This window comes from Paenibacillus sp. FSL M7-0420 (assembly GCF_038002345.1).
Lineage (GTDB): Bacteria > Bacillota > Bacilli > Paenibacillales > Paenibacillaceae > Paenibacillus_AQ.
Genome location: NZ_JBBOCJ010000001.1, coordinates 7,120,830 through 7,136,166, shown reverse-complemented (window position 1 = coordinate 7,136,166; position 15,337 = coordinate 7,120,830). Strand labels below are relative to the sequence as shown.

Sequence of the window (15,337 nt, the reverse complement as noted above, 5' to 3'; positions counted from 1 at the left end):
TACATTGTGTATACACGGAATACACAATTTGTTAAGGGGGCTTGTTATGCTGGCTTTAGATGTCCAGAATTTAAATAAAAAATATCCTAATTTTCAGATCAAAGACGTCTCTTTTCAATTGGAGCAGGGCTATATCATGGGCTTCATCGGGGTCAACGGCGCAGGCAAGACCACCACGATCAAATCAATCCTGAATATGGTTCAAGCCGACAGCGGCGAGATCAGCATTCTGGGCAAGAACATCGCTGAACACGAAATGCAATTGAAGCAGGACATCGGCTGCGCCTTCGGCGATATCGATTTCTATACACGCAGCAGGCTTAAGACGCTGACGGGTATTACGAAGAAGTTCTACAAGAATTGGAATGATGACACGTATTACAAGTATCTGAGCCGGTTCAAGCTGGACGAGAACAAGAAGATCGCTGAGCTGTCCACCGGCATGAAGGTCAAATACAGCTTGACCCTTGCCCTGTCGCACGGCGCCAAGCTGCTCATACTGGATGAGCCGACCAGCGGACTCGATCCCGTCTCCCGTGATGATCTGCTGGATATTTTCCAGGAGCTTATCATGGGCGGCGAGATCAGCATCCTTTTCTCCACTCATATAACCTCTGACCTCGAACGCTGTGCGGATTATATCACCTTCATTGAGCAAGGAGAGATTGTGGCAAGTAGCGAGAAGAACGAGTTCAAGGAGTCATACCGGTTACTTAGCGGCAGCGAGTCGCAGCTTAACGAAGTGAAGGAGAAGCTGATTTCCTACAAGATCAACTCCTTCGGCTTCACCGGATTGATTCATGCCCGGGATATCGATCCCGCCTGGACGCTTAACACGGCCATCCCGACTCTTGACGACATCATGATCTACTTTTCCAAAAAGGAGGGTGTATATGTATAATCTGGTGCTGAAGGATTTGAAGTTAGGCGTTAACCCCTGGTTCTTTGTATTACCTTTAATTCTAGGCGGTCTGATGCTCATTCCGGGCTGGGTCTACTTTATAGTCCCGCTGTATTTCTGCTTCATCACCGTACCGAACATGTTCGGCGGATTCAAGAGCCAGAATGATCTGATATTCAGCACGATGATGCCTGTGACCAAACCGGACATCGTGAAGTCCAGAATAGCTGTGATTGTCATTCTTGAGCTTATGCATCTGCTCATTGCCATGATCTTCAGTATCTTTACGTTCCGCCTGTACCCGCATTTGACTTATATTTTCTTTCCGCCTTATATGGGCTTCTGGGGCCTATGCTTCATTATGCTGGCGGTGTTCAACCTTATATTTATCTCGATGTATTACAAGACGGCATATAAGTATGGCGCGGCTACGACTGCATCGACGGCTGCGGCGATCCTGTTCGCGGGCCTGGTCCAATGGGCCGGAATTCAGAATAGCTGGATGCACGGCATTTTCTACGGCTCCGGGACCGGCAATGCGGCGCTTCAGTTCTCGATTCTGATCGGAGGCATCCTCATTTTCGCGGTCTTCACCCTGCTTGCCTACCGGATTGCGGTGAAGAGATTCCTCAGAGTGGAGATCTTATGAACGTAACCATCTCCAGCACCTCCGACAAGCCGATTTACCAGCAGCTGCACGAACAGATCAGCGCACAGATTCTTAGTGGCGAGCTGGAAAGCGGCTATTGCTTACCCCCCATCCGGCAGGCTGCCCTGGAGCTGCATGTCAGTGTCATCACGGTCAAGAAGGCCTGGGAGGAGCTGGAGCGGAGTGGGCTGATCCACACGGTAACCGGCAAAGGCTGCTTTGTCGCTGAATTCACACCGGAAGAGATGCTGCGGATTCGCAACGAGATGGTGTTGAAGCAGATGAAGGGCGACATTCAGTATTATAAGTCCTTCGGTCTTACCTTGGAGGAAGTGGCTGCGCTGCTGGGGAAGATCTACTAAAGCGCGCAGAGATTAAACGCAGGAACAGGCTTTTCACGATCCCTTGGGGGAGGTGAAAAGCCTGTTTTGTTGTGTGTGTCACGGATCACGTATCCTATTTCCCCTGGAATTTCTCCGGGAACTGTTTCACAATGCCTTCCGTCAGCAGGTCGGCAAAATGAATCATGTGGACCTCGTTTTTATCGGTGGCAGCAATGGAAGCAGCGTAGTCTCCCTTGAGGATATCAAGCACGATGTCCGTGACGAGCTGAAGATGCTCGTACAGCATGTTCTGCACTTCTTTGAAGGACCAGCTCGGATTCAGTCCGCTCAGGAATCGGGCAATCTCATCGGCGTTCCTGTGCCAGTCCGTCTGGAGCTTCTGTACCTCGCCCGCATTGCCCTTCTGGGCGGCCGCGACGATCTGTCCGGCTATCTGAATATGCTCCTTGAGCAGTCCGGCCAGCTTATTGCCGTTCGCCTCCCCGTAATAACGCTTGAAGACATTGCCGATATCTTCCTGGTTCCTTAGCAGCCGCGCCAATACTTCCTTCTGATCCGGGTTATTGTTGAGGGCGCTCACAATATAGCTGTGCGTCCATGTGGTGTGGTTAATCCACACCTGTTGCATCTCACTTCTCAGCTGCACCTTCTGCGGGCTCCAGCAGGCCGCCGCCTTTTTGCTGCCGCCTGCCTGGGCCTGCACCGTTCCTCCGGCTTGCGCAAGATTGAATACGAGCGTGAGGGTGAACACCATTAGCCATAGCTTTTTCAAGATCAACTGCTCCTTTGGATGGGATAAGAGAATCTGAATTATTATGGCTAGGATGGATCGTTATTATTTATGAAAAAGCCGGATGAGCGCGGAGATCTCCTCAAGGGTCTCTTGCTGGCCAAACGTGCGGTGCTAACTTCTGCTTTCGGAGCCATTGGGGAGGGACATAAGCAGCACGTAGGCCCGTATACCGAGGAGGACTGGTCCTAAGGGAGAGACGGAAATATAAAGGAGAAGTGGTATGAAGGGTGGCCTTCAACACTTATCTGGTGTTATTATATATGTATCATTTGTTGGTTTTTTGTATACAATAATAACAAGTGCATTGGAGGTGGCTTATATATGACATTAGCGATTAAGGGGAAGTATGTTGATTTCATTACGAATTATATTGCTCAGTCGCCATATGGAACTCCAATTTTTACTGCTGAAGTTACTGAGAGGGTTATGGAGGAGTTTGGGCTTGAAGAAACTCAGGCAAGGAAAATTGTGAACACAAATTTAAACCGTTTAAATGGTGTAGTATTGGAGAGCTTTAGGAAGGGAATCTACTACAAGCCTAAAACCACTGCATTTGGAAAGTCCCATTTAAATCCGGATCAGGTTGTAAAGAAAATGTACGTATCACCTAAAGAAAATATTAGAGTCGGTTATGAAACAGGAGCATCGCTCCAACACCGATTGGGGCTTACAACTCAAATGCCCAAATATAATTTTATTGCAACTAACGTAGCTGCTCCAAAGGTTGTGAAAGAACTGCATACTGTATTACGTAAGCCGCGTATGGAAGTGAATATTGATAACTATTTATATTTGCAAATCCTAGATGCCATTGAGAATAAAGACCAGGTGGTCTGGGATGCTCCCCACCCTGAAGGGATAATTAACAAATTTATTGAAGCTAACAAGTTAGACTATGGAAAGCTATTAGGATATGCCGCTATGAACTACGCTAAGGATATAGTTTGGCGCCTAGGTAAAGTTGCAGAGGGTACCCGGTTATGATATTGCATGAAAGTAAGGATGATTTTGAGGAAATCATACTGCAAGTTAGTATGAAAGCTGGCATAAGGGCTGATGTTTTAGAAAAAGATTATTATGTTACGCTGATGCTTGAAGAGCTGGCTCGAAATCAAGAACAATGGAAGGCTTATTTTAAAGGCGGAACTGCACTATATAAAGCGTTGTTGTCCATTAATCGGTTCTCAGAGGATATTGACTTAACGGTGTGTGTGGATGATGTAAGCTCAAACTCCCAAAAGAAAAAACGGCTAGAATTGTCAGCGGAGGGCTACTCGTGCTTAAAAAAGCTTTCAGATGATCAGCAATCGAGCAAAGGCAAGGGCAATATAACCACAGTTTATGGATATGATCCCATCTTTAACGGTAGTGAGGGGACTGATCCACTACAAAGATTTGGAAGAGTGAAGATTGAAGCTACTTCGTTTACTAAAAGCGAACCTGTAGAGCCTATGCTGATAGCCCCAGCTCTTTACTTGTACGCCCAAAAAGAATCACAAGATATACTAGATACAAAATTTAATGTTCGGCCTTTTAAGATATTAACCATAAAACTAGAGCGCATCTTTATAGACAAAGTATTTGCTACCGAGTTTTATTATCAAAGATACAGACAATATATAAACTCCAGAACAGATAATCCAAGTGATTTTGCATTTGATGTTGCTAAACATTTGTATGATTTAATGGTGCTTTTTACTAACGAAAAAATCCGAAATTTATTTACAGAAAAAGTTAACCTTCAGTACCTAATTGGACTAAAGCGGGAAGAAGAGCAAGTACGTTCTGGTGGTATTCCGTCAGATTGTTTGATTAAAGACTTTCGCTATCTACATGATCTCCTTACTGACATGAATTTTCATGAAGAGTATTTGCGTATGCAAAATATTTATGTATTTAGAGAACAAGACAAAATTCCACTGAGTCAGGCGGAGGCTGTTATAGCTGCTATTCGGATACTCGAAGGATAACATTATTTTGAAATTGTTTTGAACTATGGTCAGGCTTATATCAGCACACCCCTCCCTTGGAAATAGTGGAGGGGTGTGCTGTATACCTGCATCAATCCTCAAATTTGACATGATCCAGTATCGTATTCCCCCACTCAGGCAGCAAGTGTCCCTCTCCCGCAAAGCGGCTTCCAGCTATGGAGCCCTCTTGAAACAGCGCCCCCTCAAAGCTGCATTCCTCGAACCGGCAATACAGGAATAAGGCACCGCGAAAGTTGGCGCCGTCAAAGCGGCAGCGGGTGAAGGATACATCATTAGCGATCGCTTTGCTGAAGTTGCAGCCGGTGAAATCACAATCATGGAACTCCTTGCTGATTCGGGCACGATTCAGCTTCGCTTCCCGGAAGGAACAGTGGCTGAAGGTATGGGTCACGAATCTGTTGTCCAGCTTGACCCCGTCCAGGCAACAATGGGTAAGCGTTGAGGTATTGAGGCTTGCCGCATCCTCGAAGCGTGAATAAGAGAAATCAATGCCCTGTAGAGTGAGGTACTGTATGCTCTCTATCAGAGTAACCCCCCGGTAATCTTCCAGTCCTGCCTCCGTCTGTCCATATGGGGAGACGGGAAAGGAGCGGTCCTTTTGATGGAGATTATGTTTGCCTGAAATAGCGGCCAGACGCCGGTTCACTTCAGAGAGCTGGTCGTCCTGCCATCTGGCCAAGAGGAATTTCTTATTCAAGGTAGCCCCTCCTTACATTAATTTGGTAAAATGAATGGAATCTAGTTTATATGTTAGTATGCCAAGTAACTATAGACAAGCCATTAAAGGAGGCCATCCACGCGTGGGAAGATCGTTTGCAAATCTGCATATCAAGTCAGGTGACCTGGACAAGACCCTTCAAGCCTTGAAAGAGCTGATCGCCAAGCATGGCAAGGTTCTGGGTTATCCTGATTCTGAGACGCCGGAGCGTAAGGCAGTTATCTATGTAAGCCAAAGCAACGAGGGCTGGATCAGCGTGCTTCACGATTATTTCGTATGGGGTACGGTGAAAAAGGTTGGCAGAACGTTGTCCGGGCTGCTGGAGGAGCCGGTGATGACGGCGGGATACATGAATGAGGAGATCTTCGAGCTGTCTTTCTTTGAACAGGGGGAGATCCAGGCCGAACGAATCTTCTGTGAGCCGTGGACCCGGGAGGAATACGAACACCTGCGGGAAGAGCGTATAGCTGACGAATATATGCAGCGGGTGCTCGGGATGCAAGCTGAGGAGGAGAACTTCGGCGCATTCATCAGCCTTACCAGCCCCGGGCAAGCGGTGGAGCGGCTGTCCGAAATTACTGGAATGTCTCTATGGAGCGATGCGGAATGGCTGCCGTATGAAGAGACGCTCAGAGCACGGTTTGTTACCTATGAGTGGTAGAAGAAGATGCTAAAAAACAGCGGATTCTACAAGCAGCGCTTCTTCATCACACCCGAGGAGTTCAAGAGAGTCGTAGAGCTTCTGGAGCCTACGCAAGTGCGGTACTATTTAACCAATTATACCCATACAGAGCATGATCAGAATCAGGTGGTGGAGGCGTATCGCGCCTTCTATCAATATTATACAGCTGCGGAAAAAGAGAGCGGGGTGCGCCCTTTCTTCATCTATTCGATATCGGTTCTGCCGGATACAGAGAGCTTCGGTTTTTTTGCGAGAAATGAGGGGATTTCTATTCCCTATCACGGGCAATGGGCAGAGAATGAGCTGCCCTGTATCCTGATCTCCTGCCCTAAGGGGCACCGGGTCAATGCTCAGGATGAGCAAGGGGAGTATTATCTCTATGAGGATGTCCGGGAGCACAAGCCGCTGAGCTACGCCCTGTATAAGGAAATCACCGGCTCTATTCAAAAAATAACCAAGCCTCTCCGCTTCTCGGCGCAAGATACGGAGGCGATGGACGAACAGAAGCCCTCTGTACGTATAAGCCGTGATGCGGCTCAAGACTTAAGCGACTCGTGGATGGTCAGACAATATGGACTCGTGATCCATGGGCAACCAGGGCCTAGCTGATCTATTGGATTACTCATGAAAGGGAGGGGAGCCGATGGCGCTGAAGTTCATCTGTACCTGGGGCGTGCTGGCTCTATCGTGCTGTGCGGTATGGTGGAGCTTCAAGACCGAAAAGCTGATCACCGTCTCCTGGCTGATGTTCCTGCTCCCTGCGATTCTCCAGCTCGTTGCTGCTGTACGGATCGGGCCAGGCAAAGCCAAGTTATTTCTTGTATTCGGCTGTATTAATCTGCTGTTCGCAGCCCTGACCGGTGCGGCCGTCTGGTATCTGGTCCAGCTGGCAGATGCCTATAGAAGGGGGAAATAGTTCAAGCGTGTCTTAAGCGGGGGAGGGGTGCTAATATGCAACTGGGTTTTACGCTGGATACCCATGGAACATGTGTGGGTGTACTCAGAGATGAATTGCTGCCGTTAGAGGAGCTGGCGAATACATTGGAGTTCCCCTACGATATCTTCGTTGTGTTCCGGGTGTTACCTGATAGCTACGGGCGGAGAACGTTCAGACGCTTTGACAGCGGGGATCATACCCTCTATTTGGATATCAGCCTCAGCTATGAGCAGTACCAGCGCATGTCCAAGAATGAGCAGCGCGAGGCTCTGGGCATTCACCTGTACAGCTATCTGGCAGAATCTATTGCCAAGTATACCAAGCATGCCGGTAAAACTGCCCAAGCAGAGCTGCAGGAACGGGTGAAGAGCTGGATGCTGGCCAACAACTGGCTGGAAGGGGAAATCCATCAGGCACGCCTCCTCCTCTCCCGGGAGATGGGACTCCATGAGGTTAGCCGGACCTTGAAGCTGCCGCTGGAGGAGATTGAGTATATCCTGCTGCGCATGAATAATGATGCGCCAGCTGCTGTTCATCCTGACAATCTATAATCAACCCTTAGCAGGGAAAGGGGAGTACAACTATGTATGAGCGTCTGACAGAGTTATTAAGTAAGCCTTCCCCGGTCCGGTGGTTTCCGGGCCATGGGGCCGAGGAGAGCTGGATTGCCGAAGCCGAGGAGGAATTAGGCTTCAGGCTGCCGCCGTCTTACCGCTGGTGGCTGGCCCGTTATGGGGGTGGGAGCCTGGGGGACGGGCAAATTCTGACGCTGGTTGCTCCCGAGGATAGGGAGTATACCGACTGGGATCTGCTGTATATCCACAGGCTGAATCTGGCGGAGGATTGGTGGGTCAGCCGGTTTCCGCACCGGCTGGATCTGTTCGTGCCGGACAGCGATGAGCTGTATTACTTTGACACCTCTGCCCCCGATGTGCAGGGGGAATTCCCGGTCATGCGTTATGACCTCATGAATGATCTGATCGAGGAGTATGCTCCCACGTTCGCCGGATTCCTGGAACAGCTGATCGACGAGAGGAAGTAGCCATGAATACGGCACAGAAGGAAGTGGAGCGGCTGGCGGCGGAGATTGCGGAGGCGGCCCGGAGGTCGTTCCGCGCGCTTTTTGCGAATGGGGAGCATTATTATTACTGTACGCTATATACAACGGGCGAGGGACATGCGCCAAGCCTCTCCGCCTGGTCACGGGAGGCCCTGGAGCAGGAGGCGGACAGACAGGCAGAGGAAGACAGCACACCGGCTACAGAGATCGCCGAGCTGATCAAGTGGTCGTATGCCGATTCGCCGTATTGCTGCTTCGGAGATGAGTATTTCGATGAGGTCAAGCGGTTATTCCAGGCGCGTCCATCTATTGCGGAGCTTGAGGATGAGGCATGGAACGATGAGTTCACTATGAGGCTGGGGGCCATAGAGCTGGCGATGCGGATGCTGGATGCTGAGGGTCTGTTCGCGCTCAATCAGCCCAGGGAGGACGTATGTGTGCTTGCCGAAGTGATGCCGCCGGATGAGGGGAATACGGAGATTGCCCTGCGGCTGAACCGGGCGGAAGCTCCGGCGATGCGGGCCTGGCTGGCGGAAGCGGCAGAATAAGGTTATTGATGAATAACTCACGCAGGAAACCGGGGGAATGATGAATGTATATCGTATCTGAGCCCAAGGGGCTGTCAGAGCATCACAGGCACCTGCTTGAAGTGGAGAACGCAGGTCTGTATCCTCCAGCCTATATCCGGTTCTTGCAGCAGTACGGCGAAGGAACGTATCGGGGCTGGATGAATGTGCAGACCCCTGACACAGAGGTGCTGCGGCCGTTTGCCGAATACGGATTATGGGAGCATGATCAGGATAGCCCTATAACGGAGCAGCAGATCGGCGAGTGTACCGCTATCGGGACCACTGTGGACGGTGATTTCCTGGCGGTTCATCCCAAGGTGGACGGGCTGCTATGGCTGCCCCGTCATGCGGAACAGATTCAAGCAATCCCGCTGCCATCCGGGGAACAGGAGAAGGGAGAGAGCTATGCCCTGATCTTGGACGGCATCTACCGCCGGATGTATGGGCGGAGCCAGGAGGAGAGCGTCTATTATGAGCCATGGACGGGAACCCGCGAGCATCTTTTCCTGCGGATGCCGCCGGGAGAGGGCCAACTGGCGCTCACGGAGCTGGCTGGCCTGTGCCGGGCGGAGTCTCCGCCGGATCTCTTCATTGAGAATCCTTACGTCTGCTACCTGTTCTACCGGAATCTGGGCGGCTATATCCGCCTGAATCTGGCGGGTGGGCAGGAGGTAGCCGTCTTCTATGAGCAGGCTGCCGGGCAGGTATCGGCCAAGATGAAAGAGTGGCTTCTGTCGAAGGGATGCGAGCAGTATTCATGGGAGTGAAGAATAAGGAGGAGTGCGGATGATTGTCCTGAAGGACATAGGGAAATTCGAGGTGCTGCCGGCGCGGGCGATGCAGATCTATCAGGGGGATGTTCCGGCCTTGCAGGCGGCTATTGCTGCAGGCTGGGATATTGAAGCGGGGCTAGAGCTTAGCAAGCATACCACAGTCAGCCCGCTCGACCTGGCGATTATCACACAGCAGACCGAGGTGGTGAAGCTGCTGGTGGAGCATGGCGCGAAGCTGAATGTACCTCAGAATCCGGCCTTCCTGAGGGCGGTCCGTTACGGCAAGGAGGAACTGGTCCGATACCTTGCTGCACAGGGCGCGAAGCTGGACCTGCTTAACCGGACGGGATCGGGCGCTTATTCACAGGCCTACTACGGCAACAAGAAGAATATCCCGCTGATCCATGAGCTGGGTCTGGACATCCGGCAACATGCCGGTGCCGTGCTGCGGCAAGCCGCCTCGGACCATGATCTGAAGACGCTTACCTATCTGCTGGATCAGGGAGTGGATATCAACTACAACAAGCCGGATATGGTCTATCCTTATGGGGCGACGCCGCTGACAGTAGCTGCCCGGCTGGGCAATCTGAACATGGTCCGCTTCCTGGTGGAACGCGGTGCGGACCTTATGATGACGGAGAAGGACGGCGAGCGGCCGTATACGATTGCGGTCAGCAGCAAGCATACCGCTATGGCGGAATACCTGAAAGCGTTGGAACCGCCGGATGTTCATGATGTGGAGAACAAGAAATACGAACTGGCCAAATATAAACTGCCGGATGAACTGGTCCGCTTCCTTACAGGGGACGAGCTGCGCCTGACGCTGGCCCCTAATGAATATAAGATCGGGTACATCGACTTCTTCAGCTTCACCGACACCCTTCAGATGAAGGCCGGCCGGCGCAAGCTGTTGCGGCTGTCTGCCGATATCGATAATTACTCCGGTCTGGTGCTGGTCTGGAATCCGCAGAAGAAGGGGCAGCTCGGCTGCTATGATCTGGAGCATCAGACGTATGCAGATTTTTGCAGCTTCCCGGAATTTGTTGCCCAGCCTGAACACTACCTCATACAGTTCATGGAGGGAGAGCTGGGCGGGTCATGAAGGAGAGACTGTCTAAAGTGAATCATAACCATGAGACCTACGAGACCCTGGACGGGCTGGAGGGCATGCGCTCCGAGCTAACAGGGTACTGTTACCGGATGATGGGCTCCATCTTCGAGGCGGAGGATGCCGTCCAGGATACCATGATCCGGGCCTGGCAGCACCAGGAGCAGATGAGGCAGCAGGCCTCTCTCCGAGCCTGGATGTACCGGATTGCCACCAATGTCTGTCTCGACCGGCTAAGGAGCGCCAAGCGGCGGGCACTGCCGATGGATCTCTCGGAACCGGCCGCTGTCGTTACGGAGCCTAGGGAGAGCCTGCCTCAGCATTCCTGGATCTGGCCCGCTCCGGGCTATGTGGATGACCCTGGTAATATTCTGGTCAGCAGAGAGACCCTCCGGCTGTCCTTCATTGCACTGCTTCAACTGTTGCCGCCCCGCCAGCGTGCCGTGCTGATTCTGCAGGAGGTATTCCGGTGGTCGGCAGCCGAGACCGCCGGGGCACTGGAGATGACCGTGGCAGCGGTGAACAGCGCGATGCAGCGGGCACGGGCAGCCATGGCCAAGGCACAGCTCCGGTCCGAGGCCTTGCAGGCTGATGATAATGAAGTGGACGAAGGACTGATTACCCGGTACGTGGAGGCTTTTGAACAATACAATATTGCTGCGTTGTTAGACCTATTCCAGGAGAACGGCAGCCTGTCGATGCCGCCATTTACGATGTGGGTGCAGGGCGGCGCGGATCTCGCGGCCTTCTACCAGATCACACGCAGTCACTGTGTGGGATCACGGATGGTGCCCGTCCAGGTGAACGGGAACCGGCCCGCATTTGCCCAGTACGTTCCCTCTGGAGAAGATGGATTGCTGGTTCCGTGGGCGATTCATGTGCTTGAGCTGAGCGGGGGGAAGATCGCGCATGTTCATCATTTTATAGATGCTGAATTATTTATTTGCTTCGGATTGCCGGAACACCGATGATTCTGCCGCGGCCGGAACGTCTATACTAATGAATCGCACAAGCGAGACCATTCCGAACTCAAGGAGGAACACACAATGACAATCAAACTTACTCCCTACATTACCCTGGAGGGGCGCACGCAGGAGGCCATTCAGTTCTATGCACAGACTATGGGTGCCGAAGTCCTCTCCATCCTGACGTACGGTGATATGCCCGACCTCCCGGACACGTTCCCGGATGAGGTGCGGAGTCTGGTGGCCCATGCCAAGGTACAGGTGGGCGGCACGGAGCTGATGTTCTCGGATACTCCCGGCGGTACGCCAGTTGAGAGCGGGAAGCGGGTAACGGTCTGCGTTACTACGGACAGTGTGGAGGAATCACGGAGAATTTTTGATGCGCTGCAGGAGGGCGGTCAAGTCAATATGCCGTTTCGGGAGGAGCCGTTCAGCCCCGGCTTCGGCGATCTGACGGACAAGTTCGGGGTGACGTTCCAGATCTATACGGAGCTTGGATAGAGTGGAGAGCGAGTAGGAGAGGATTTCGGACATGATGAAGACGAACATTGAAGTACCCATACGTTGTACAGGTGTTGCCGTAGTATTGCTGAAGAATACACCCTCTGGTCATCATGTCCTGTTACTGAAGCGGGCCGGTTCGGTACTCAGGGATGCCTGGTGCTACATCGGTGGAGGGATTGAAGAAGGAGAGCAAGCGTGGGAGGCTGCGCTAAGAGAGGTTCGGGAAGAGACGGGGATTACCCGGGTTGCTCTCTACACTTCCAATACCTTCGACCAGATCTATTCGGCAAAAGAAAACTATATCTACGTCGCACCAGTGTTCGTGGGATATGTGAATGACGACCAGGATGTCATTCTTAATCATGAGCATAGTGATTATGAATGGCTGACGGTGAATGAAGCCATAGACAGGGTCGCTTTACCGGGGAATGATGTAGTGCTTGCTTCGGTAGAGAAGCATTTCATCAGGAAAACTCCAGCAGCATGGTTACGTGTTGGCACACCATAAGAGGGCTTGAGAAGGGCTGCACGCGATGAGCGTGCAGTTTTCTTGTGCTCTTTGGAGAGTGCGTCTGCGAAATGTAATCGAAAAACCGATCACATTTGGCGTTGCGTGGGCGCGTGGGCCCAATGTAATCGAAAAACCGATCACATTCGGCATTGTGTGGGCGCGTGGGCCGAATGTAATCGAAAAACCGATCACATTCGGCGTTGTGTGGGCGCGTGGGCCGAATGTAATCGAAAAACCGATCACATTCGGCGTTGTGTGGGCGCGTGGGCCCAATGTAATCGAAAAACCGATCACATTCGGCGTTGCTTGGGCGCGTGGGCCGAATGGTAGGTCTATTTCTATCATTTTCGCAAAATAGCCAGTCCATGCAAACTATACCCGAGCAGACTCTTGTCCTCACAGGTCCGCAGATGAAGCTGAAGCCAGCGTTCAAAATCTTCTTGCTGTGCCTCATTGATGTGCTTGGCAAACAGATAACCGACGCCGTCTGTTCCAATATGGGCCACAAGCTCTGTGTGATAGGCCGCTGCTATGCGTTCCATTTCCAAGGGGGGCATATGTAGGAATAGACCATCTTTCGTCTGGTTGGCATGCCAGGTAAGCACATCATCCATATTCCCTAACCTATCGCCTATGCTTAATAACGAAACGGCTGCATTGTTAATATAGGAGACTGCCAGCAGCCCTCCCGGCTTCAGCACGCGCAGGCATTCGGTCATGGCCAGCTGCCGGTCTTCATTGCCGATATGATAAAAGGCTCCCATGTTCAAAACAACATCAAAGGTTTCACTGTCAAAACGGGATAGATCCGTGATGCTTCCTACATACATATCGGCCAATACCGGATGCTTGCTCTGCTTCTCTCTTAGGATATCTACATGATGAGGAACGAGATCTCCGGCTACGACCTTATGCCCCAATTCTGCCAGTGGAAAAGAGTAATTCCCTGTCCCTGCGCAGCCGTCAAGAATGTAGGCTTCCGGCTTAAACAGCTTCTTGAAGTAGGCCATCGTTGTGATCCATTCGATCTGATGACCGTTATCCCTGGACAGTCTTCCCTCCTCATCATAGGAATCATAGTAATCCGTTATCGCATTCACCATATTGCCCTCCTTAAAGTTGGCCGGGCCTTATCAAGAAAAACTGCCCTCCCCCAACCATAACGGATCGGGAGAGGGCAGCCTATGACCTAAATTACTTGAAGATCCGCTGCGAGAACTGGTACAGTCCGCTGCTCCAGACCTTGCCTTCATGTCCGCCGACATCCAGATACCACAGATGCGGAACATTCATGCTGGTTAGGCTGTTATGGAAGTTCTGGCTGATGTAAAGCAGGCCGTCCGAAGCACCGCAGGAGAGCCAGAGCAGCTTCAGCTGGCTGGCCGTCTGCGCCGGATTCGTGATCAGCTGTGAGGCCGGCTTCGTATTCGGAGCAGAGGAGAACGCGCCGATCCAGGAGAACTTGTCCAGATGCTTGAGCCCGAAGTTCAGCGTCTGGCCGCCGCCCATGGATAAGCCGGCCAGGGCGCGGTTTTGCTTGTTTTTGTATACCGGGAAGTGGGAATCGACATAAGGAATGAGATCATTGATCAGGTCGAATTCAAACCGCTCGAAGGCGGCTACCTTGTCCGGTGCATAAATATCGCCGATCGGGCGGTCATCCGCCATCGCGCGGCCGTTCGGGAACACCACGATCATCGGCGCAAGCTTGTTCTCGGAGTACAGGTTGTCCAGGATATTGCGCGGATTCATCCCGTTCAGCCATTCGTTCTGATCCCCGCCGATGCCGTGCAGCAGGTAGAGAACATTGTAGGTCTTGGAAGGGGTATAGCCCGGAGGGGTGTATACCATTGCGTTTCTTGACTTACCTACGGTAGTCGAATAATAAGAAATCTGCTGTACGTTGCCGTGGGGAATATTATTGCGGTATCCGTCATAGCCTTGCGGAGCGGGAGTGATGGTACTGGTTATAGCCGCAGCGGCATCCGCAGAGAGGCTCAACTCCTGCTCTTCGGCTACCGGCGAGGCATAGGACATAGCGGGCAGCATCAGTGCTGCCGTCAGAGCCAAAGCGGCAATACGAGTCATAATCTTCTTCATTTCACATATCCTCCTTAGTTTAAATAGATTAGGCCAAACCTGATTCATCCGTCCTCTTATGTCCCTCTATGAAGCAGAGCTCTTCTTTTACGGCATAAAATGTAAGCGCATCCACCATGAGGATACCATATATAACATATTATGTAAATTGTCTTTTTGGGATTTTTTGATAGATTTTAGAGTCATCCGGCGGCTAAGCTGTAGTCATACCGGAAGAGGCAGGGTAATAGACAGATATAGAAGCTTTAACTGTAGCCACAGCAATCCCGGCGCGGAAACGTTACAGGTACGATCATCCGGAATGCGGCGGGACCCAAGGACTGGAGGGATGGATCATGATAGGACAGAGTGTATCAGGAATCAGTCCGGTACAGGTCATCATGGCCTACGGCGGCACACAGAGCGATGTCAGCTCACTGGAGAAGCAGCGGGATCGGCTGATGCTGGAGCTGGACCGGGTGAACGCGGGACAGAGCAGCGAGGCCGTGCCCTACCGCCGTGAGCAGCTGCAGCGGCAGATCCGGCTGCTGGAGGTTCAGCTTGCACGCAAAGCCGGCAGCAGTACTTCCACCGACGTAAGCACAGCCTTCCAGAATGTCCAGGGTCCGCTGATGAGGACCGAGTGGAAGGGGTTCCTGAAGGGGATCGGCCAGACCGATCCGCGGACGGCGACGGTGAATGCAGAGGGGCGTTTCGAAGCATTCATCTAATGCATAACATCTAAGGTTAACA

General features: G+C 51.8%; 22 protein-coding genes. 18 read left to right on the top strand and 4 right to left on the bottom strand.

The features are described from left to right. Window positions 1–46: 46 nt before the first annotated feature. Genes MKX51_RS30635 through MKX51_RS30625 form a run of 3 tightly spaced genes read left to right on the top strand, consistent with a single transcriptional unit; the run spans window position 47 to window position 1,912 of the window. Window positions 47–901 carry an ABC transporter ATP-binding protein gene (locus MKX51_RS30635; protein ID WP_340995008.1) on the top strand — a complete coding sequence of 285 codons (855 nt, stop codon included), beginning with the start codon at window positions 47–49 and terminating at the stop codon, window positions 899–901. Beyond that, the gene (locus MKX51_RS30630; protein WP_339252419.1) at window positions 894–1,550 is read left to right on the top strand and encodes an ABC-2 transporter permease; all 657 of its coding nucleotides are present in this window, start codon (window positions 894–896) and stop codon (window positions 1,548–1,550) included. Before MKX51_RS30635 ends, MKX51_RS30630 begins: the two co-directional genes overlap by 8 nt. Then, window positions 1,547–1,912 carry a GntR family transcriptional regulator gene (locus tag MKX51_RS30625; protein ID WP_340995007.1) on the top strand — a complete coding sequence of 122 codons (366 nt, stop codon included), beginning with the start codon at window positions 1,547–1,549 and terminating at the stop codon, window positions 1,910–1,912. Before MKX51_RS30630 ends, MKX51_RS30625 begins: the two co-directional genes overlap by 4 nt. Before the next feature lie 94 nt (window positions 1,913–2,006). Here the strand turns inward: MKX51_RS30625 and MKX51_RS30620 are convergent, their stop codons facing one another. Beyond that, entirely contained in the window at window positions 2,007–2,666 is a 660-nt protein-coding gene (locus MKX51_RS30620; protein ID WP_340995006.1) for a glycosyltransferase, read from the bottom strand. A 69-nt stretch (window positions 2,667–2,735) separates the two neighbouring features. Between MKX51_RS30620 and MKX51_RS30615 the strand changes: the two genes are divergently transcribed. From MKX51_RS30615 to MKX51_RS30605, 3 genes are all read left to right on the top strand, one after another. Then, a complete protein-coding gene (locus MKX51_RS30615) occupies window positions 2,736–2,876 on the top strand; it encodes a hypothetical protein (protein WP_340827700.1) in 141 nt (46 codons plus the stop codon). Between the two features lie 132 nt (window positions 2,877–3,008). Further along, window positions 3,009–3,671 carry a hypothetical protein gene (locus MKX51_RS30610; protein WP_076080646.1) on the top strand — a complete coding sequence of 221 codons (663 nt, stop codon included), beginning with the start codon at window positions 3,009–3,011 and terminating at the stop codon, window positions 3,669–3,671. Beyond that, window positions 3,668–4,657, top strand: coding sequence for a nucleotidyl transferase AbiEii/AbiGii toxin family protein (locus tag MKX51_RS30605; protein ID WP_340995005.1), 990 nt, complete (start codon window positions 3,668–3,670; stop codon window positions 4,655–4,657). Before MKX51_RS30610 ends, MKX51_RS30605 begins: the two co-directional genes overlap by 4 nt. A gap of 91 nt (window positions 4,658–4,748) precedes the next feature. Here the strand turns inward: MKX51_RS30605 and MKX51_RS30600 are convergent, their stop codons facing one another. Continuing rightward, window positions 4,749–5,375, bottom strand: a complete 627-nt coding sequence (locus MKX51_RS30600) for a pentapeptide repeat-containing protein (protein WP_340995004.1) — start codon at window positions 5,373–5,375, stop codon at window positions 4,749–4,751. 103 nt (window positions 5,376–5,478) lie between these two features. On the opposite strand from MKX51_RS30600, the gene MKX51_RS30595 reads away from it, so the two are divergent. From MKX51_RS30595 to MKX51_RS30545, 11 genes are all read left to right on the top strand, one after another. Next, a complete protein-coding gene (locus MKX51_RS30595; protein WP_339252411.1) occupies window positions 5,479–6,057 on the top strand; it encodes a hypothetical protein in 579 nt (192 codons plus the stop codon). Between the two features lie 6 nt (window positions 6,058–6,063). Continuing rightward, window positions 6,064–6,687, top strand: coding sequence for a hypothetical protein (locus MKX51_RS30590; RefSeq protein ID WP_340995003.1), 624 nt, complete (start codon window positions 6,064–6,066; stop codon window positions 6,685–6,687). 34 nt (window positions 6,688–6,721) lie between these two features. Next, window positions 6,722–6,994 carry a hypothetical protein gene (locus MKX51_RS30585; RefSeq protein WP_339252407.1) on the top strand — a complete coding sequence of 91 codons (273 nt, stop codon included), beginning with the start codon at window positions 6,722–6,724 and terminating at the stop codon, window positions 6,992–6,994. A gap of 35 nt (window positions 6,995–7,029) precedes the next feature. Next, complete coding sequence (locus tag MKX51_RS30580) at window positions 7,030–7,566, top strand: hypothetical protein (RefSeq protein WP_340995002.1); 537 nt, start codon at window positions 7,030–7,032, stop codon at window positions 7,564–7,566. Window positions 7,567–7,598: 32 nt separating this feature from the next. Further along, window positions 7,599–8,057 carry an SMI1/KNR4 family protein gene (locus MKX51_RS30575; RefSeq protein ID WP_340995001.1) on the top strand — a complete coding sequence of 153 codons (459 nt, stop codon included), beginning with the start codon at window positions 7,599–7,601 and terminating at the stop codon, window positions 8,055–8,057. A 2-nt stretch (window positions 8,058–8,059) separates the two neighbouring features. Then, window positions 8,060–8,623, top strand: a complete 564-nt coding sequence (locus MKX51_RS30570) for a DUF4303 domain-containing protein (protein WP_340995000.1) — start codon at window positions 8,060–8,062, stop codon at window positions 8,621–8,623. 44 nt (window positions 8,624–8,667) lie between these two features. Then, window positions 8,668–9,411 carry a hypothetical protein gene (locus tag MKX51_RS30565; protein WP_340994999.1) on the top strand — a complete coding sequence of 248 codons (744 nt, stop codon included), beginning with the start codon at window positions 8,668–8,670 and terminating at the stop codon, window positions 9,409–9,411. 19 nt (window positions 9,412–9,430) lie between these two features. Beyond that, window positions 9,431–10,519 carry an ankyrin repeat domain-containing protein gene (locus tag MKX51_RS30560; protein ID WP_340994998.1) on the top strand — a complete coding sequence of 363 codons (1,089 nt, stop codon included), beginning with the start codon at window positions 9,431–9,433 and terminating at the stop codon, window positions 10,517–10,519. Then, the gene (locus MKX51_RS30555; protein WP_340994997.1) at window positions 10,516–11,496 is read left to right on the top strand and encodes a sigma-70 family RNA polymerase sigma factor; all 981 of its coding nucleotides are present in this window, start codon (window positions 10,516–10,518) and stop codon (window positions 11,494–11,496) included. The genes MKX51_RS30560 and MKX51_RS30555 overlap by 4 nt, the downstream gene beginning before the upstream one ends. Window positions 11,497–11,571: 75 nt before the next feature. Then, the gene (locus MKX51_RS30550) at window positions 11,572–11,991 is read left to right on the top strand and encodes a VOC family protein (protein ID WP_340946096.1); all 420 of its coding nucleotides are present in this window, start codon (window positions 11,572–11,574) and stop codon (window positions 11,989–11,991) included. Between the two features lie 31 nt (window positions 11,992–12,022). Continuing rightward, window positions 12,023–12,502, top strand: a complete 480-nt coding sequence (locus tag MKX51_RS30545; RefSeq protein WP_340994996.1) for an NUDIX hydrolase — start codon at window positions 12,023–12,025, stop codon at window positions 12,500–12,502. Window positions 12,503–12,846: 344 nt separating this feature from the next. Here MKX51_RS30545 and MKX51_RS30540 read toward each other — a convergent pair whose 3' ends face one another. After that, window positions 12,847–13,608, bottom strand: coding sequence for a class I SAM-dependent methyltransferase (locus MKX51_RS30540; protein ID WP_340994995.1), 762 nt, complete (start codon window positions 13,606–13,608; stop codon window positions 12,847–12,849). 91 nt (window positions 13,609–13,699) lie between these two features. After that, the gene (locus MKX51_RS30535; protein WP_340946102.1) at window positions 13,700–14,605 is read right to left on the bottom strand and encodes an alpha/beta hydrolase; all 906 of its coding nucleotides are present in this window, start codon (window positions 14,603–14,605) and stop codon (window positions 13,700–13,702) included. A gap of 335 nt (window positions 14,606–14,940) precedes the next feature. Between MKX51_RS30535 and MKX51_RS30530 the strand changes: the two genes are divergently transcribed. Next, a complete protein-coding gene (locus MKX51_RS30530; protein WP_340946105.1) occupies window positions 14,941–15,315 on the top strand; it encodes a hypothetical protein in 375 nt (124 codons plus the stop codon). Window positions 15,316–15,337 lie beyond the last annotated feature (22 nt).

Excerpts from the sequence above, each read along its gene's own strand:
- MKX51_RS30635 (WP_340995008.1), top strand. The coding sequence starts at position 47 with ATGCTGGCTTTAGATGTCCAGAATTTAAATAAAAAATATCCTAATTTT.
- MKX51_RS30630 (WP_339252419.1), top strand. The coding sequence starts at position 894 with ATGTATAATCTGGTGCTGAAGGATTTGAAGTTAGGCGTTAACCCCTGG.
- MKX51_RS30625 (WP_340995007.1), top strand. The coding sequence starts at position 1,547 with ATGAACGTAACCATCTCCAGCACCTCCGACAAGCCGATTTACCAGCAG.
- MKX51_RS30615 (WP_340827700.1), top strand. The coding sequence starts at position 2,736 with ATGAAAAAGCCGGATGAGCGCGGAGATCTCCTCAAGGGTCTCTTGCTG.
- MKX51_RS30610 (WP_076080646.1), top strand. The coding sequence starts at position 3,009 with ATGACATTAGCGATTAAGGGGAAGTATGTTGATTTCATTACGAATTAT.
- MKX51_RS30605 (WP_340995005.1), top strand. The coding sequence starts at position 3,668 with ATGATATTGCATGAAAGTAAGGATGATTTTGAGGAAATCATACTGCAA.
- MKX51_RS30590 (WP_340995003.1), top strand. The coding sequence starts at position 6,064 with ATGCTAAAAAACAGCGGATTCTACAAGCAGCGCTTCTTCATCACACCC.
- MKX51_RS30585 (WP_339252407.1), top strand. The coding sequence starts at position 6,722 with ATGGCGCTGAAGTTCATCTGTACCTGGGGCGTGCTGGCTCTATCGTGC.
- MKX51_RS30580 (WP_340995002.1), top strand. The coding sequence starts at position 7,030 with ATGCAACTGGGTTTTACGCTGGATACCCATGGAACATGTGTGGGTGTA.
- MKX51_RS30575 (WP_340995001.1), top strand. The coding sequence starts at position 7,599 with ATGTATGAGCGTCTGACAGAGTTATTAAGTAAGCCTTCCCCGGTCCGG.
- MKX51_RS30570 (WP_340995000.1), top strand. The coding sequence starts at position 8,060 with ATGAATACGGCACAGAAGGAAGTGGAGCGGCTGGCGGCGGAGATTGCG.
- MKX51_RS30565 (WP_340994999.1), top strand. The coding sequence starts at position 8,668 with ATGTATATCGTATCTGAGCCCAAGGGGCTGTCAGAGCATCACAGGCAC.
- MKX51_RS30560 (WP_340994998.1), top strand. The coding sequence starts at position 9,431 with ATGATTGTCCTGAAGGACATAGGGAAATTCGAGGTGCTGCCGGCGCGG.
- MKX51_RS30555 (WP_340994997.1), top strand. The coding sequence starts at position 10,516 with ATGAAGGAGAGACTGTCTAAAGTGAATCATAACCATGAGACCTACGAG.
- MKX51_RS30550 (WP_340946096.1), top strand. The coding sequence starts at position 11,572 with ATGACAATCAAACTTACTCCCTACATTACCCTGGAGGGGCGCACGCAG.
- MKX51_RS30545 (WP_340994996.1), top strand. The coding sequence starts at position 12,023 with ATGATGAAGACGAACATTGAAGTACCCATACGTTGTACAGGTGTTGCC.
- MKX51_RS30540 (WP_340994995.1), bottom strand. The coding sequence starts at position 13,608 with ATGGTGAATGCGATAACGGATTACTATGATTCCTATGATGAGGAGGGA.
- MKX51_RS30535 (WP_340946102.1), bottom strand. The coding sequence starts at position 14,605 with ATGAAGAAGATTATGACTCGTATTGCCGCTTTGGCTCTGACGGCAGCA.
- MKX51_RS30530 (WP_340946105.1), top strand. The coding sequence starts at position 14,941 with ATGATAGGACAGAGTGTATCAGGAATCAGTCCGGTACAGGTCATCATG.